The sequence below is a fragment of the Butyricimonas sp. Marseille-P2440 genome (assembly GCF_900091675.1).
In the GTDB taxonomy this organism is placed as follows: Bacteria; Bacteroidota; Bacteroidia; order Bacteroidales; family Marinifilaceae; genus Butyricimonas; species Butyricimonas synergistica.
Genome location: NZ_LT594609.1, coordinates 452716 through 470513 on the forward strand (window position 1 = coordinate 452716; position 17798 = coordinate 470513).

Annotated in this window: 12 protein-coding genes; 10 read left to right on the top strand and 2 right to left on the bottom strand. The window is 45.3% G+C overall.

Features of this window, described 5'->3' with window-relative positions; genetic code table 11:
- Nucleotides 1-190: 190 nt before the first annotated feature.
- From BN8899_RS07715 to BN8899_RS07735, 5 genes are all read left to right on the top strand, one after another.
- A complete protein-coding gene (locus tag BN8899_RS07715) occupies nucleotides 191-1072 on the top strand; it encodes an Rpn family recombination-promoting nuclease/putative transposase (protein ID WP_026207594.1) in 882 nt (293 codons plus the stop codon).
- A 135-nt stretch (nucleotides 1073-1207) separates the two neighbouring features.
- Nucleotides 1208-2473, top strand: coding sequence for an aspartate kinase (locus tag BN8899_RS07720; protein WP_065218974.1), 1266 nt, complete (start codon nucleotides 1208-1210; stop codon nucleotides 2471-2473).
- Between the two features lie 13 nt (nucleotides 2474-2486).
- Nucleotides 2487-3215 (top strand): glycosyltransferase family 2 protein, encoded by a 729-nt coding sequence (locus tag BN8899_RS07725; RefSeq protein WP_065218975.1) that lies wholly within the window; start codon nucleotides 2487-2489, stop codon nucleotides 3213-3215.
- An 11-nt stretch (nucleotides 3216-3226) separates the two neighbouring features.
- Nucleotides 3227-4939 (top strand): hypothetical protein, encoded by a 1713-nt coding sequence (locus tag BN8899_RS07730; RefSeq protein WP_065218976.1) that lies wholly within the window; start codon nucleotides 3227-3229, stop codon nucleotides 4937-4939.
- A 337-nt stretch (nucleotides 4940-5276) separates the two neighbouring features.
- Nucleotides 5277-6659, top strand: coding sequence for a BACON domain-containing protein (locus tag BN8899_RS07735; protein ID WP_065218977.1), 1383 nt, complete (start codon nucleotides 5277-5279; stop codon nucleotides 6657-6659).
- A 108-nt stretch (nucleotides 6660-6767) separates the two neighbouring features.
- Here BN8899_RS07735 and BN8899_RS07740 read toward each other — a convergent pair whose 3' ends face one another.
- Complete coding sequence (locus BN8899_RS07740; protein WP_065218978.1) at nucleotides 6768-7241, bottom strand: hypothetical protein; 474 nt, start codon at nucleotides 7239-7241, stop codon at nucleotides 6768-6770.
- Nucleotides 7242-7297: 56 nt separating this feature from the next.
- Complete coding sequence (locus tag BN8899_RS07745; protein WP_065218979.1) at nucleotides 7298-10729, bottom strand: golvesin C-terminal-like domain-containing protein; 3432 nt, start codon at nucleotides 10727-10729, stop codon at nucleotides 7298-7300.
- A gap of 571 nt (nucleotides 10730-11300) precedes the next feature.
- Here BN8899_RS07745 and ileS point away from each other — a divergent pair.
- From ileS to BN8899_RS07770, 5 genes are all read left to right on the top strand, one after another.
- Complete coding sequence (gene ileS, locus BN8899_RS07750) at nucleotides 11301-14729, top strand: isoleucine--tRNA ligase (protein WP_065218980.1); 3429 nt, start codon at nucleotides 11301-11303, stop codon at nucleotides 14727-14729.
- A 95-nt stretch (nucleotides 14730-14824) separates the two neighbouring features.
- Nucleotides 14825-15205 carry a TraR/DksA family transcriptional regulator gene (locus tag BN8899_RS07755; RefSeq protein ID WP_018338122.1) on the top strand — a complete coding sequence of 127 codons (381 nt, stop codon included), beginning with the start codon at nucleotides 14825-14827 and terminating at the stop codon, nucleotides 15203-15205.
- A gap of 44 nt (nucleotides 15206-15249) precedes the next feature.
- Nucleotides 15250-15861 (top strand): lipoprotein signal peptidase, encoded by a 612-nt coding sequence (locus tag BN8899_RS07760; RefSeq protein ID WP_018338121.1) that lies wholly within the window; start codon nucleotides 15250-15252, stop codon nucleotides 15859-15861.
- 24 nt (nucleotides 15862-15885) lie between these two features.
- On the top strand, nucleotides 15886-16464 hold the full coding sequence (locus BN8899_RS07765) for an RNA polymerase sigma factor (protein ID WP_065218981.1): 579 nt from the start codon (nucleotides 15886-15888) through the stop codon (nucleotides 16462-16464).
- Nucleotides 16465-16531: 67 nt separating this feature from the next.
- Nucleotides 16532-17632 (top strand): FecR family protein, encoded by a 1101-nt coding sequence (locus BN8899_RS07770; RefSeq protein WP_065218982.1) that lies wholly within the window; start codon nucleotides 16532-16534, stop codon nucleotides 17630-17632.
- The last annotated feature ends 166 nt before the right edge of the window (nucleotides 17633-17798 follow it).

A 17798-nucleotide genomic window follows, 5' to 3' on the forward strand; every position in this document is an offset into this window, starting at 1 on the left:
TTCATGCCAAATCAAATGCCGAAAAAACGTTCATTTATTGCCATCTAAATTTATAAAATAAAATCCAAATTACCAAAAATTTAAAGCTTTCTCCACAAAAAATCATACCTACACTTTTTTCTAAAAACATCCACAGACACATCTATCACTTTTTTTCGTACATTTGCATTTACAATCAACATTATAAGCCATGGCACTACATAATATTATCCGATTCGACTGGGCAATGAAACGCTTATTGAGAGATAAAGCAAATTTCGTGGTTTTGGAAGGATTCCTCAGCGAACTCTTGCAAGACGACATTAAAATTCATCGTATCTTGGAAAGCGAAGGCAATAAAGAAGACGAATCAGATAAATTCAACCGGGTTGATGTTTTAGCGGAAAATAACAAAAAAGAATTGATCATTATCGAAGTACAAAACACCCGTGAACTATATTATTTCCAACGTATGCTATATGGCGTATCAAAAGCCATTACCGAATATATTCACGAGGGGAATCTTTACTCGGAAGTACGAAAAGTATATTCTGTCAACATCGTCTATTTCGACTTGGGACAAGGTAACGACTATATATACAGGGGCATTACCAACTTTAAAGGCTTGCACACGGGAGACACACTACGCCTGTCCACGAAACAGCGCAACACCTTTGTCCGGGAGAATGCCGGAGACATTTTCCCGGAATACTATGTTCTTCGGGTTAACGAGTTCAACGATAAAGCCAAAACTCCACTTGACGAATGGATGCGTTTTCTAAAATCCGGGATCATCGACGAAAAAACAACCGCAAAAGGATTACAAGCAGCCAGGCAACGATTGAACGTGGCAAACATGAGTGAACAAGAACGCCGGGCTTACGAACGCCACATGGACAACATCCGTATCCAATGGGATGTTCTCACGACAGCCCACGAAGAGGGCAGAGACGAAGGCATCAAGGAAGGCATCAAGGAAGGCATACAGCAAGAGAAAAAAGAAACAGCCAGAAAATTACTGGAAAAAGGGCTCTCCCTTGAACTTATTGCAGAATGTACCGGCCTACCTATCGACGAAATAAAGAAAATATAAAGGAATAAACCGATCAACTGCATCTTCATAAATACCCCATCCAATCTACCCATTCACGGTCTTTCCCCTGCATCCCGTATTAATTTGAATTTAATTTTCTACCTTTGTTTCGTAATCTTAAAAACACGAAATTACATGAAGGTATTCAAGTTCGGGGGGGCGTCCGTGAAGGATGCCGAGGGAATAAGAAATCTTTCCTCCATTGTTCATGATGAACAAGAACAACTTATCGTGGTCGTTTCTGCCATGGGAAAAACCACCAATTTACTAGAAACATTATGCAACGCCTATTTCCATCAGGATAGCAAAACAAAGACGATCCTGGAAGAGTTAAAAACTTTCCACCTGAACATTGTCAACACCCTGTTCCCTTTAAATGATCCGGTTTACAAAGACTTGGACGAATTATTCACTTCCCTGGAAAATATCCTGAACAGCGAATCCTCCCTCTGCTATGATTACGAGTACGACCGCATCATCTGTTTCGGGGAATTACTCTCGACCACAATCATTTCCGATTACCTGCAAATGGAAGGGATCAGAAATCAATTCATCGACATACGTAAATACCTGAAAACCGACCAAAATTACCGGAATGCCAACATAGACCTTGAACTTTCCGGGCTATTGTGCGAAGAGGTTTTCAATTTTAAAAATACAGCCACCTACGTCACGCAAGGATTCATCGCCGGAACCCGTACTAATCAAACCACCACGCTCGGGCGCGAGGGTTCCGATTACACGGCGGCATTGCTAGCCAACCTCTTGAATGCGAAAAACGTCACTATTTGGAAAGACGTGCCGGGTGTGATGAACGCCGACCCGAAAGAATACGATAAAGCGCAGGTGATTCGTAAAATGTCATACAAAGAAGCCATCGAGTTATCGCACTTCGGGGCAAAAGTCATTCACCCCAAAACCATAAAGCCCATACAAAACAAACAAATTCCCCTGTACGTGAAATCCTTCCTGCACCCGGAATCCGAGGGAACAATCATCGAGGAGATTGACGAGCAACTAAAATTACCTCCCATCTATATCAACAAAGAAAATCAATGCTTGCTAACACTCACGCCTAGGGATTTCTCTTTCATCGCAGAAGAAAAATTAAGCCACATCTTCGCCGTTCTGGCACAATACAAATTGAAACTGAACTTGATGCAGAACTCGGCTATCAGCTTCTCGTTTTGCATCGACTGCAACCAAGCCGTCTTCAACGATTTTTTACAACAACTGCAAGAAGAATTTGAAGTTCGTTATAATCAAGATGTGAAATTAATAACCATACGCCATTACACGGAAGACGCCATTCAAGAAATAATAGGCAACCGCCCGTCCCTCGTTGAACAACGTAGCCGGACAACCGCCCAATTCGTGTTGAGGAATCACGCTAAAAACTAAATCATCCTTGAACATGAGACAACAAACCCTTTCGATCATCATACCCGCATACAACGAGGCAAATACCATATTCACCTTACTCGAAAAAGTATACTATACCCGCCTCGTCCACGGTATCCGCAAAGAACTCGTTATCGTCAACGACTGTTCAAAAGACAACACGGAAGAAGAAATACAACGTTTCACTCGCACCTACCCAGATTGCAACGCCATCTATCACAAACAACCCCACAACCAGGGAAAAGGTGCGGCAATACGTGCTGGCATCCAAATGATCACAGGCGACTGGACAATCATTCAAGATGCGGACCTCGAGTATGACCCGGAAGATTATAACCCGTTGCTGGAATGGATGATAAAGCATGACGGGAAAGTCATCTACGGCTCCCGCTTCCTGAACAAGGCAAACAAACACTCTTACCAAAGTTTCTACTTCGGGGGCAGATTGCTCTCGTTTGTCACTAATATACTCTACCGACAACACTTGACAGATGAGCCAACTTGTTACAAGATGTTCGACACCGAACTGCTCCGGTCAATCCCGTTACAATCCACCGGGTTTGAATTTTGTCCCGAGATCACGGCAAAAGTCTGTCGCCGGGGTTACAAGATCACGGAACTACCCATCCGCTACTATCCCCGCAGCATCGAGGAAGGCAAGAAAATCAACTGGAAAGACGGGCTTATCGCCATTTGGGTACTGGTCAGAATACGATTTGCAAATAAACGTTCACTTGAATAAATATTTTCATCATGAGCATATTTAAAAATATACAACCTAAAACTTTAATATATTTCTGTCTGGCAATTATCATTTGCACGTTCGTGGTCAACTACATAAGCATTTTTGATTTCAAACCGGACCTCAACGGCGACAACGTACACTACTACGCCTTGGGCAAAGCCATTGCATCGGGGAAAGGCTACACGAATATCATGTTCCTCGAGGAAAGCCCCCATTCCCATTTTCCCCCGGGCTATCCGTTATTCACGGCTTTCATCCTCTTCCTTTTCAAATCCTACACGGCATTGAAAATAGCCAATGGGGTACTTTTCGGGCTATCCATCCTGCTTCTTTTTTTCCTGGCCAAAAGAATCTCGGGCAACCTCCTGTTAGCCTTGTTGACCTGCCTCCTGTGCTGTATGCAGCAAGCCCTTTTACGCTACTCGACCATCGTGATGAGCGAAATGTTGTTCACGTTCCTCTCGCTGGGAGTGCTTTACTTGATCAGCCTGCTCAACACGGATCGCCTCTTCGGCAAAGACCGTTCCCGCCGCCAGATACTCTATTTTACAGGCATCGTTATCGGGCTCAATTACATCTACTTTGTACGTACTATGGGGACCTCCATCATTCTAGCGGTCATACTCTATATGCTGATTACCTGCGGACAGAAGGCTCTCGCGTGGCTCAAAAGCAAGCGGGCAAACCTCGACCTTCAAACCATTCACGCCAACAAACGAACCTTCATCACCAACTTGATCACCTTATGTATCATCGTTGCCTCTTTTGCCGGGGCAAAAACCGCCTGGGATCTGCGCAATAAAAGTATCGGGGTTACCCAAAGCGATTACCTCAAAGACTTCAAAAAGAAACCCAAAGGACAAACCATGGAAACCTTCTCCGACTGGACGGAACGTATCCAGCATAATCTAACCGGTTACGTCGGGAAATGGATTCCCACGGCTGTCATTTCCGATGAACCCGCATTCGACCAAAAAGTTACAACTAAAGACCTTGTCAAAGGAACGTGTATCGTCATCCTCATACTCTTGGGCTTAATCGCATTGCCTCAGTTGAAACTTCTTCTTTTCCTGTATATCGGCATCACGATGGCAGTATTGATGGTCTGGCCGGAACAATACGCCGGGCATCGTTACTTCATAGGCATCATCCCCTTGCTCATCTTCCTGTGCCTGAACGGATGCCAGGAAGCATTACGCCTGCTCACGAGAAAACTACCCCAATCTAAAACGGTACAATGGCTTCCCGCCGGGGGAACCCTCCTCATCGTGCTCTTTTTCCTATTCCCGCAGTACGCCAAAGCTTTAAAACCGCAACAAAATTTTGCCACGTACAAAGTGTGGAATGAAAAAATTGCAGACGCCGCTTTCGTGGAATACATATACGCTATCAATTGGTGTAAGAAAAATTTACCGGACACCGCCCGCATTGCCTGCCGGAAACCGGATTTATTCTACCTGTTCTCGGGAGGAAGGAAGTCAACAAGCTTCCCACAATACGCCACTCCCGAAGACCTTTTAAAGAATTTCGAGGACAAGAACGTTTCACACGTCATCATCGACCGATGGTTCCGGCACGGGTACGTCACCGTCTATCCCATGGTGCAAAAATATCCCAACCGTTTCAAACCGCTCATCCAAATCGGGCAAAACACGCAAAAACAACTCCCGACACTCGTCTTCCAATTCTTCCCGGAACCGGTAAATCCCCCGGGGAAATAAAGGCAAGCGTTTAAAAGCGCTGAATAAACAACAACAAAAGAAGCAAGTAACGCATCTTTTTTGTATTTTTGCATTTGGATGGAGGCAACTCTTTCCAAAAATATTAGAAAAAAAGAAGCGTTATGCTTATCCCTTGCGAATGAGAACGTAGGAAATTTTCAGCCGTGTACGAGGATAGCATAGTGGTTTCACGCTATAGCGTGGGCTGCTATTATTACATCTGTACACAACGGTTTCCTACGACCTTCATTCAAAGATGTGGCATTGCAGTTCCACGCTTCTACGTGTAATAAAATTTAAGGCCTTCGTGGGACTGGGAAGCCCAAATAGTGGAAAAATGAAACTAAAATTCTTCACGATTTGCTTGACGGCCATAGCATTTGCCGCCTGTGAAAAAGAGAATGACACCCAGGACGACTCCATTATCCTGGCGGATGGAACCTCTACAGAACAAACGATCTACGCTGACGAAACCAACAACGAAGACATCAAATTCACGGCAACCACCTCGTGGACCGCAACCGTGGAAGATGCCACCACCTCACGTGCCGGGAGCAGCAACGTCGATTGGCTCACCCTTAGCCAATACAGCGGCGAAGCCGGGGAGTACACCTTGACCCTAACGCTGCAAGAAAACCTGACGGGCAGCAGTCGAACAGCAAAAATCATCATCCGGAGCGGCGAAACCGTCATCACGATTATCGTGGAGCAAAAGGGTACCAAAGAAGACGGCACAGTAGTAAAGAAAATCAAGCAAATCACCTACGAAGAGAAATGCAACGCCAGACTTTACTGCGACGCTTCAGAGAGCATAGACTACGAAAATTGCACGAGAACATTCAGCTATGACGAACAAGGACGGGTGGCTCGCATCGAAACAAAATACCCCAAGCACAGCCAAAACTGGGAAAAAACTTCAGAAATATTAACCGCGGACTACCATATTGTTGGAGAGATCACCATAAAAGAACTCACGTATTACCCCGATGGCTCGGGTGATGACGAGTACGTGGTCCGGCTCAACGAACAAGGCTACGCGAAAAGCGTAGAATACTATGACGATTATTACAAAAAATACGTGGAATGCACACGCTACAAATACACTCCGGAAAACTACTTGGCTCAAGAAGACAGACTTGAAGAAGATTGCAAAAATGATTTCTATTACGAGGATGGCTACTGGACAAAACTCGAATACACGGACGAGTACGATCACCAGGATTCCCAAACTTTCGTTTTAGACCCGGCAAAATGCTACCCCAACCGCTATCCCAACAACGGGCAAATTGACATCATGGGCTATATTGGCTGGGACGATAACGACGAAACAAGCACACTCTTTCATTTAGGCCGATTAGGGCACATGGGAAAATACCTGCCGGAAATCATTCCTTATGAAGCGGGATACGACATTTCCGCCGACAGGATTGACCCATATACCACTCCGGGTGAAATTATTCACAAGACGTACAAATACGTGGTATACCCGGAGAACTCGGAATGCCCGCTAAGTTACAAATTCGACAAAGATAATTACCTGACCGAAATTACATTAACAGAAGCATTCACGGCCATGCAAGTAGATTACGATATCGTAGTTGGCAACAAATTGATGGATCCCGAACGCCCTGAAATGGGTTACAAGTACGAAATTCAGAACCGCTCCGAGAAAAAAATTAAAGATGACCAAAACACGATGACCTGGAAAATCACGTATTAAACGACTTTTTGCTGTTAACAAGCAACACAAAGATGCTTGTTAACAGCAAACTTCAATTCATGAATACCTGTTAGTTATCTTTTTAAAATCATTCCTTGTCAAAAAAGCTCACGACAACTTGTAAATTTTGCTTGGGATCGCTTCTTTACAAGGCAAGGTAGCGAGTTGAACGGGAGTTTCGAAAGGATGTATCGGGATGGGTAAAGGAGCGAAAGCAAAATCATCGTATGCTTGCTCTAACGTGATTGTTAATCCCTCTTTTTCACCAAACATGTACCGCTCAACAAACCAAAGGACAACGTGGGAGCGATAGCCCTCAGATGAGGTTATAATAATTTGAAATGATCCTGTAATGTGAAATTCTATTACGAATTCAGTTCGCGCCGATGTAGATTTGTTATAAATACAAGAGGCATCGTTCGCATCGGCAACAATTATAGAAGCTCTTGTATTTAACGAAAGTGTTAAAGTGTACGGGACCTTTGAGGTTACGGGTTCTCCAATAACGAGGTCTACTTCTGTCTGGCTTCGCCCCACGATTCCCGTGAAGCAGACAAACACCAGTAATAATAATTTTTTCATAGATTTTGTTTTTTTTGTAGTCAAGTAATCAAGATATTCATGAATTGTTGTTATCTCTATTCCAGGTCATTCTCGACACGTACCCACTTGATCGCATCCGCAAAAATCTCAACCGCATGCTCGCTTCCTCTATCATCAAGGGTAACCTTAAACTTTCCCCCTCTCGTGAAAGGGTAAGTACCGATAGAAACCCAGTCCCAGCCTTTTTTTAGAGGAAATGCCACTTTCTTTTTTCCACCTTGATAGTAAACCGTGAAATATTGATACGGTATAGGTTGTCCTCTAAGCGCAGCTTGTGTACTAGCATTGTACACGAACACTTCATAGTTTCCTGACTTGGGTATAGTTACCGTCCACTCCGCACCGAATCGCCCGTTTCCCCTTTCTTTATAATAGGCTCCCCGGATGTAATCCCCATGCGCCCTCACGTCATGCCTTAGTGTCCAATAGTAGGGAGAGATGAATAACGACATATCATCACCGTACTTGTCTTTGTTCCTGTTTTTCTGGGCATGGTACGCGGCTAACTTGTCTTTTTCAGGTTGAATCAACCTGAAATTCTTGTCTTCATTGTCAACAATAATTTCATCAGGCACGGGACGGAACTCGCCCGGGGACAGCTTGAATAAGCCAGAGGTGGAATCATTCACGGTGGTTTCAATATCGGATGGCAAGTAGTTTATTATGAGCCCACCAAGCAAACTTTCCGGGTCGTATAGTGACTTGAAGAGATACATCGGTCTATTTCTCGAGACGTGGAAATACACGTATATGAACCTGGGTTTTCCAAGTTGAAGTTTCCTGATTTCTATCGCTTCCCCGGGAGGGATGACAAACGTGTGGCTGTAACGCCCACCGCCTCTAGTGCTAAAAGTTACCAGTGCCTCCGTGTCGCTCGGGTTATAAAACTTTCCTCGGGTCCTGTACCCGGAATAATCCCCGGTTTCAACCTTGTCGGCTCCCAGGTCCCGTGCGATAACGTGACAAGTCGCCCTGCCGGAATACCAGGACGCGAGGTATGGCGCGCAATCAACGCCAAGGGAATCTTTTAACTCTCCCGTGAATCTCTCGAGCGACACGGGCGCGTACTCGTGCCGCCTCGAGAAGCCTCGCATGAAATGACGGAATTTCTCAAACGACGTTCGTGCCAAGATCCAGTCTCTCAAGTGCAAAAATTTAACTTTAAGGATATTATCCATCAACACGGGCGAGAGCGTGTCATTCTCGATCGCGTCTTGAAGGCTATGCCCGTCAAGGTAATCGAGCGCGTGCAATTCTCCCGTGTATAGAGATTCTCGTCCGCTTGTATATCTGTAATAATAGTTCATGTCTGTTACAGGCAAATCATTAAGGGCGTTGAATAACGATGACGCCACGGGGTACTCGCCGGAGAACACGTTCGTCTTGCTCGTGAAAAAAAGGGAGTGCAACTTGTACTTGTTGGGAATAACAGATTTTGCCTCCTCCCCTAGAACATCATCGCCCATGTCCATTTTACTTCTTCCACCGGAGACTTTCTTCCCCCTCGTGGCAACTTTCCAGGGAGAGAGTTCCCGGGGCTCGAAAATCTCCCTCATGAACAACCGGCGAATAAAATCTTCCAGCTGCCAAGTTTCTAGCTGTGACGGAGGATTGCGATATCTCCCCTCTTTTTGATACCACTTCCTGCGTTGGGCACCAGATCTTGTCGTGGGTGACGTGAATTCCGGCATGGTAGTCCCCCTTTCCGGGAGGAACACCATTTCCGGTTGCACGTGGTCACTTCTCCCTTGCCACTGCCTGTAATAAGAGGTGAATGACACGGGCACCTCCACGAGCGCAAGTTTCTTGCCGGGATACGGGATGCCGGTAAGTTCCTCGATCTCCCCTTTCATCCCTTTCACGATTCGTGAAAGATCGTCGCGGGTGAGGTGAGAGAACACGCCGGTAAAAATATCTCTTCCCTTGTAAAAGTAAACTTCCAGGAGAAGCGTGTCTAGCGCGAGCGTGTCTCTCGTGTACTTCCCGCTACAAAGGCTAATCCCGGCCAGGTACTCTTTATTCTCGAAACGCGTCGTGTCGCCTTTCCTGGAAACCTTCCCTTGCGAGATCACCTGTCGGTCCCCGGAACCGATCACGTTCAAGCTAAAACGGGTGAAATTCTGGCGGGTGAAGGTAGGTTGCGACGGCACCACGGGAGGTTCCGTGACGGGATACCACAAGCACTCGGGGAGCAGCAAGGTAATCTCTTCCCCCACGAAGGCGTGCCTTTTCCCGAAACAGAACATGCCGACTTCCCAGGTGTTATCGTTATACGTTTGCCCCGGGATGTCCAAGTAACACGTGCGTTCGTCTATCTTTCCCTGGTACGCCATATCAAGGGTCAGCGAATCCCCCGGGAGCAAGGAACGAGTTAAGGTGATGACTTGTTCCTCTCTCGTGTAAGGCAACGTGCCGGCGTGATCTCGAATATAGCCCACTTCCAGGCCGGGGTTCAAGTACAGGATAACGGAGTCCAACGTTGTCTCGTGGTAATTTTTCACGGTGAACCTCGCGCGCGCTTCCAGCTTGTTCCCGGTTTGTTTTAACGTGATATCTTGGGTGGTTAACCAGGTTTTCGGGGTTCTTTGAAAGCATCGAGTGATGTTGACCAGTTTTCTCCGGAATTGATCATCTCGCTGCCGGTAGAGATAATACCCGGTAGCCAGGATTATCCCGGCGAGAACCATGTAACCCCCGGTTCGTAACGGGCGGTACTTGTAAACCATGTTGGGTATCCTGGGATATAGTGATATCGACGCGACAAGTAGCCCCATCCCGGACAAGAGGTAGATAACACGGTGCGCCAGATAAGGAAGGAGGTAAACATGCCCGGTGAATTCTGAGAACATGTTGGGAATATCCCTTGCCAGGTAATCCAATAAATATGGTGGTTTAAAGAACACGATAAAACCCGTGCCAATTAATAACAAGAGAAGGGAGAATATTTGATTTTTGAGCCATCGCGCCATGAAAACCGATAAACCTAACATGAAAACCAGAGATGGAAAAGTTAACGTGAGCCAGTAAAAGATGTAAGCCGCCACGTCCACGGGAGACGACGACGCGAACAGGTTGATATAAAGTCCCGCCAGGACGGACAGGAGATTCGCTATCGTGAGCGCGCCCCATATCCCCAGGCTTTTCCCCAGGATGTACGCGGTGTTCCCGAATGGCCGCACACGCGTGGATTCTCGCGTATTCAAGGTCTTTTCCTGCCGGAACCACTCTGTCACGATGAATATCACCATGAACGATTGAGTGATATTGAACAAGTAGGCGTTCAAGAAGGGTAACGAGGAGGGCAGGGCCACCGCGTACCATTCCGGGATGACGATATCGGCTTGAAGTAACAGTTGTATCAAAATATTCCATGATAAGGAAAGAAATAGTAAAATATAAAACAACCAGCTTCGCCATAAAAGCTTAAGCTCGTAACGAGCGATCGTGAAAAAGGTAAAGTAGTCCATAACGCATATATTTTGTGCTAAATTTACAAAAAATATCAATTACAAGATACAAAAAAAACAAAATAATATTATTTATTACAAATTATTTGTGCCATGTAATCCCTATTTATACTGGCAATACTTTCGTTGCACCCCCTGGAACATAGGGGCTGTCTAATAAGCATTATTGGCGAATAAATCTATAAACTAGCATAAACAACCCGACTAAGAGGGAAGACTAACCCCATACACGTACAAATTCGTTATCAATTCCGTAGTACTTCCGGTTCAATAGGGAATAAAAAATTATAATAATCCTTTTAATACCCTATATGAACGCTATTTATAATAGCGTTCATATAGGGTTCATATAGCGTTCCTATAGCGTTCATGACGGAAGTCATCCGGAATTAATACCCAAGTAATACCGGATTTATTATTGTATTCCAGGTCATTACAACAAAACATCATGTGAACCATAAAAAAAGCCCCCCTATTCCCATCACTATTTCTACTTTCTAAATAAAATGGTATATTTGCAACTTGATTTTTTAAACGTGCAATAATAATATCTTAAAAGTTAGGAGTCACGATGGACAAAAAATTCCAAGAGTACAAAGGTTTGGATCTCTCTCAGGTAAACAAAGACGTCCTGAAAGAGTGGAAAGCTCAACACACATTCGAGGAGAGCTTGAAAATTAGAGAGGGGCATCCCTCGTTTGTCTTTTTCGAAGGTCCCCCTTCGGCAAACGGTATGCCGGGTATTCACCACGTAATGGCACGGACGATTAAAGATATTATTTGCAGATACAAAACGTTACAAGGATTTCTCGTTGAACGGAAAGCCGGATGGGATACTCACGGGCTTCCGGTTGAATTGGGAGTGGAAAAGAAACTCGGCATCACGAAAGAAAATATCGGGAAAACCATATCGGTAGCCGACTATAACAAAGAATGCCGCGCGGACGTGATGAAGTTCACCCGCGAATGGGAGGACTTGACCGACAAGATGGGCTATTGGGTGAACATGGAAGACCCATATATCACCTATGACAACCGGTATATAGAAACCCTGTGGTACTTGTTGAAACAATTATACGAGAAAGGATTCCTTTACAAGGGATACACGATACAACCCTATTCCCCGGCGGCGGGAACTGGTTTGAGTACACACGAGTTGAATCAACCGGGATGTTACCGGGACGTGAAAGACACGACGTGCGTGGCTCAATTTAAAGTAATCCGGGACGAGAAGTCGGAAAAACTGTTCGCCCACGGCAACGAGGTATATTTCACGGCTTGGACGACGACCCCGTGGACATTGCCGTCCAACACGGCGTTGGCTGTGGGACCAACCATCACGTATTTAGAAGTTAAAACTTACAATCCTTATACTTTCCGCCCGGTAACCGTTATCATGGCGAAAGACCGTTTCAGTGCTTACTTTAACAAGAAAGCCGAAGACATCGCGCTGGGCGATTACAAAGAAGGCGATAAATTGATCCCTTACGAAGTGGTTGCCGAATACAAGGGAACAGACTTGGAAGGTATGCGCTACGAGCAATTACTGCCGTGGATGAAACCGATGGGTGACGCTTTCCGCGTGATCTTGGGTGACTACGTGAGCACGGAAGACGGAACCGGGATCGTGCATATCGCCCCGACATTCGGTGCGGACGACGACCGGGTGGCTAAAGTGGCGGGTATCGCTCCCCTGATGTTGATCGACAAGGAAGGCAACAAACAACCGATGGTTGACAAACAGGGACGTTTGTTCCTGCCGAGCGAGATCGACGCCGATTTCTTGAAAAACAACGTGGACATCGAACTATACGCGGAATTCGCCGGACGTTTCGTGAAGAACGCATACGACCCGGAGTTATCGGATGATGCCCCGACTCTGGATATCGATTTAAGTATCCTGTTGAAACGGGAAAATAAAGCGTTCAAAGTTGAGAAACACGAGCATAACTACCCGCATTGCTGGCGTACCGACAAACCGGTATTGTATTACCCGCTGGATTCTTGGTTTATCAAGACCACGGCTGTACGCGACCGGATGATAGAGTTGAACAAAACGATTAATTGGAAACCCGCAAGCACGGGTGAAGGACGCTTCGGCAAATGGCTTGAAAACCTCGTGGACTGGAATCTTTCCCGTTCCCGTTACTGGGGAACCCCGCTCCCGATATGGGTCAGCGAGGACGGAACCGAGAAAAAATGTATCGGTTCGGTAAAGGAACTAGCGGAAGAAATCGAGAAAGCAATCCAAGCGGGAGTCATGAAAGAAAGCCCGTTCAAGGACTTCAAGATAGGTGATTACTCGAAAGAGAATTACGACAAGATCGATTTGCACCGTCCTTACGTGGATGATATCATACTGGTATCCGCCACGGGACAGCCGATGTACCGCGAGAAAGACCTGATTGACGTTTGGTTCGACTCGGGAGCCATGCCATACGCGCAAGTGCACTACCCGTTCGAGAACAAAGAATTGATTGACAATCATATAAAATTCCCTGCTGATTTTATTGCCGAGGGCGTTGACCAGACCCGCGGATGGTTCTTCACGCTTCACGCTATCGCCACTATGGTGTTCGATTCCGTGGCGTTCAAAAACATCATCTCCAACGGGTTGGTACTGGATGCCAAAGGCAACAAGATGTCGAAACGCTTGGGCAACGCGGTCGATCCTTTCGACACGATCGAGAAACAAGGTTCCGATCCCTTGCGCTGGTACATGATTACCAACTCACAACCGTGGGATAACCTGAAATTCGACATCGCCGGGGTGGAAGAAGTGAAACGCAAATTCTTCGGGACTTTATACAACACGTACAGCTTCTTTGCCTTGTACGCCAACATCGATAACTTCACCTACGCCGAAGCGGAAGTTCCGTTCAACGAAAGACCGGAAATCGACCGCTGGATACTTTCTTTGCTCAACAGCTTGATCAAGGAAGTGACCGAGGCTTACGAAAGTTACGAACCGACCAGAGCCGGACGGGCTATACAGAATTTCGTGATCGAGAACCTGTCGAACTGGTACGTGCGCCTTTCCCGGAAACGTTACTGGGGTGGAGAGCAGACCGCTGATAAATTATCGGCATACCAGACTCTATATACCTGCCTGGAAACCGTGTCGATCTTGTCGTCACCGATCGCCCCGTTCTACATGGACCGCCTGTTCCGGGATTTGAACAACGTCACCGGACGCTACACGACAAGCGTTCACCTCGTGGACTTCCCCGTGGCTAACGACACCATGATCGACAAGCAACTGGAAGAACGGATGGATATGGCTCAACAAATATCCTCCATGGTTCTCGGGTTAAGGCGGAAAGTACAAATCCGAGTACGCCAACCGCTATGCAAACTGTTGATCCCGATTCTGAACGAGGAGATGACCGCCCAGCTGGATGCAGTGAAGAGCATCATTCTCTCGGAGGTAAACGTGAAAGAGATCGAATACATTACCGATACCGCCGGAATATTAATTAAGAAGATCAAACCGAACTTCAAGACCTTAGGTCCGAAATACGGTAAGTACATGAAACAAATATCCGCTCTCGTGGCAGAAATGGACCAGAGCGACATCTATAATTTTGAAAAACAAGGAACTTATTCCTTGCAGGTAGGTACGGAAAATCTGGAATTGACATTGAACGACGTGGAAATCCTTTCTGAGGATATCCCGGGATGGCTAGTGGCAAACGAGGGTCGCCTCACCGTGGCTCTGGATATCAACATCACGAAAGAATTGCGCGAGGAAGGTATCGCCAGAGAACTGATCAACCGGATTCAAAATTTAAGAAAAGAGAGTAATTTTAACGTGACGAACAAAATTGACCTTCAAATCGGCAAACACAAAGACATCAACGATGCCGTGGAGAACTTCAAGGAATACATTGCCAGCCAGGTTCTGGCAGAGAACGTTACGTTGGTAGATAAAGCCGACGAAGATGTACAGCTCATCGAAATCGACGATATTCACACTTTCATAAAAATCCAAAGAATGTAACTTCCTAGGGCTTTAACAAGTAAAAGTGGATATTTTAGCGACAAGGATGTTGCAATACGGATTTTTTTATTAACTTAGACAAAAACTTTACAACTATGTCAGAGAAGACAAGATATTCGGATGAAGAGTTGCAGGAGTTCAAAGAATTGATTCTTGAAAAACTCGAAAAGGCGAAAAGGGACTATGAAGTATTGAAAGCTTCAATCTCTGGAAGTGACGGAAATGACATTGCCGATACATCCCCAACCTTCAAAGTTTTGGAAGAGGGTGCATCCGTTCTCTCGAAAGAGGAAGCTGGACGTTTAGCCCAAAGGCAAGCAAAATTCATCGCCCACTTGGAAGCCGCATTAGTTAGAATCGAAAATAAAACATACGGGATTTGCCGGGTAACCGGGAAATTGATTTCAAAAGAAAGATTACGCGCCGTGCCCCACGCCACGTTGAGCATGGACGCGAAAATGGGACAAGACTCTTAATCGCCACAAGCGATTAAGAGCCGCTATTTTAATATATTACAAGAATGAGCACGGGGAAAAAGCTAATTATTTTTATCATCGCCCTTCTAGTTATCGACCAGGTAGTGAAGATCTGGATCAAGACGCACATGATGATCGGGGATGAATTCAGTGTCTTCGGGGATTGGTTCAAAATCCACTTTATCGAGAATAACGGAATGGCTTTCGGGATGGAACTCGGGGGCGGCAAATGGGGTAAAACCGTTTTGAGCGTATTCCGGCTAGTTGCCGTTGTCGGCATTGCCTGGTACCTAAGACACTTGATTAAGCAGAAAGCCCCGACCGGAGTGATTCTCTCTTTCGGGCTCATCTTCTGCGGTGCCGTCGGGAACATCATCGACAGTATGTTCTACGGGATGATATTCAATGACAGCTATTCCCAAGTCGCAACACTATTCCCCCAAGGAGGAGGCTACTCGTCATTCCTGCACGGGAAAGTGGTCGATATGCTTTATTTCCCGCTTTACGAGGGATTCCTGCCGGATTGGATTCCCTTCTGGGGAAACAAATTTTTCGTGTTCTTCCGCCCAGTATTTAATCTGGCTGACTCTTATATCACGGTAGGCGTACTTATGTTATTGCTTTTCCACCGCAAGTTTTTCGCAACGAAGAAGTAATTTAAACTCTTAAACCATTTTTCAATGCACGATGATGAATCCAGATTCATATCGAATATAAACGCAAAAAAGGAGATTGCCTGGAAAAAATTATACCGAAGTTACTACCCGGCTTTATGTCATTACGCTTCCCGGATGATTCAAGATGAAGTAAGCGTGGAAGATATTGTGCAGGAGTGCTTTATTAAATTATGGGATTCTCCTGTGACATTTTCAAATATCAGAAGCCTCACAGGATGGCTTTACCAGGCGGTCTATACCCGCACGTTGAACTTGATACGGGATCAGGCTCGCACCAATAAATTACGCCAAGATTTACTGTCTGCAGGAGAAGAACCCACCGAGGAGGAGGCTATCAATTCAGCTATTGAAGAAGAAATTTTACACAAGTTCAGAATGATCCTTACCCAACTCTCTCCTCAACAACAGGAAATCATGAAAATGAGCATGGAGGGAATGAAAGTAAAAGAAATTGCCGAAACCTTACAGGTGTCGGAGAACGCCATCAAAATGCAAAAAAAGAGAGCCTATGCAACGATACGAGAAGAACTTGGCGAATGCTGGAGTATCCTACTCGTGGCATCGTTCCCGAATTTATTTTGATTTTTCTTGAAATTTTTGTTACCCGTTTTTATACTTCCGGTGTTCTAGCAATAGTAAAAAAACTATCATGGCACACTGGAATGAAATAGACGACATATCGAGAAAGTTACTCAAGAAAATTTTGCTTGGGGATGTCAGACAACCAAAAGAGAAATACAAGGATTGGGATACACTTACCCATCAATCCAAGCAAACCTTGAAGTATGATGCTAATAAAGCTTTCCGGAAGTTGAAGGAACGGAAATATCGTCGTCGCCAAATAATAACACGTTGGAGTATTGCGGCAAGTATCATGCTATTATTTTCGCTCTCGATTTTATTCATTCCTGAAACTCCCGAGAAGAAGGCTATCTCGAGAATAGAACCCGGTTACAAGAAAGCAGTTTTAACCCTGTCGGATGGGACGAGTTGGGATATTCGGGAAACGACGCAAGAGATTCAAATAAAAGATAGCAAACTCAAGATTGATTCGTCGGGATTAAGTGTATTCAATAACACTATTGCCCCGTCACAGGCGGGAACTCAATACCACACGTTAAGCGTGCCCCGAGGGGGTGAATATAATTTAACCTTGTCAGACGGAACGCACGTTTGGTTAAATTCCGAATCGGAATTGCGTTTTCCCACACGATTTAACACGAACAACCGAACGGTATATTGCAAAGGAGAGGCCTATTTTGATGTTACCCAAAACCCGGAATCTCCTTTTATCGTGAAACTGGATAAAGGAGAAGTCACGGTACTCGGCACGGAGTTCTGCACGACCGATTACAAGAATTCGGTTGTGGAAATCACTCTCGTAACAGGGGAAGTCTGGTTCAAGGCAGAAAACGGAGATTCTGTATCACTAACACCTTCTCAACATCTAGTTTACAACTCGCTGGACGACAGTATTTCTGTTACCAGAGTAGACACTCGCATATACACGGCGTGGAAAGATAATTTACTCTGCTTCGAAGATGAAAGACTGGAAGATATCATGCACACCTTATCCAGATGGTACGATGTAAATATCGGTTTCGAGTCTGAAGACTTAAAAAACAGACATTTTTCCGGAACTATCGAGAAATACTCGGATATAAAATCTTTCTTAGAAGTTTTTGAAACAGGTACAGGTATTAAATTTGACATTTATGGACACACTATAAACGTAAGAAAATCAAGATAAACGAAGAAAAGTCCCGTTCTGGTTGGCGCCGAAGAGGGGACTTCTCTAGTCTAATTAATATTATAACCAATTAGTTCTCGAAATTATGAAAAAAAATCCATTTAACATGTGGAGGAGGCCACATTGGATGAAAATTTTTCTTCCAAAAATGCAGTTTTCACTATTG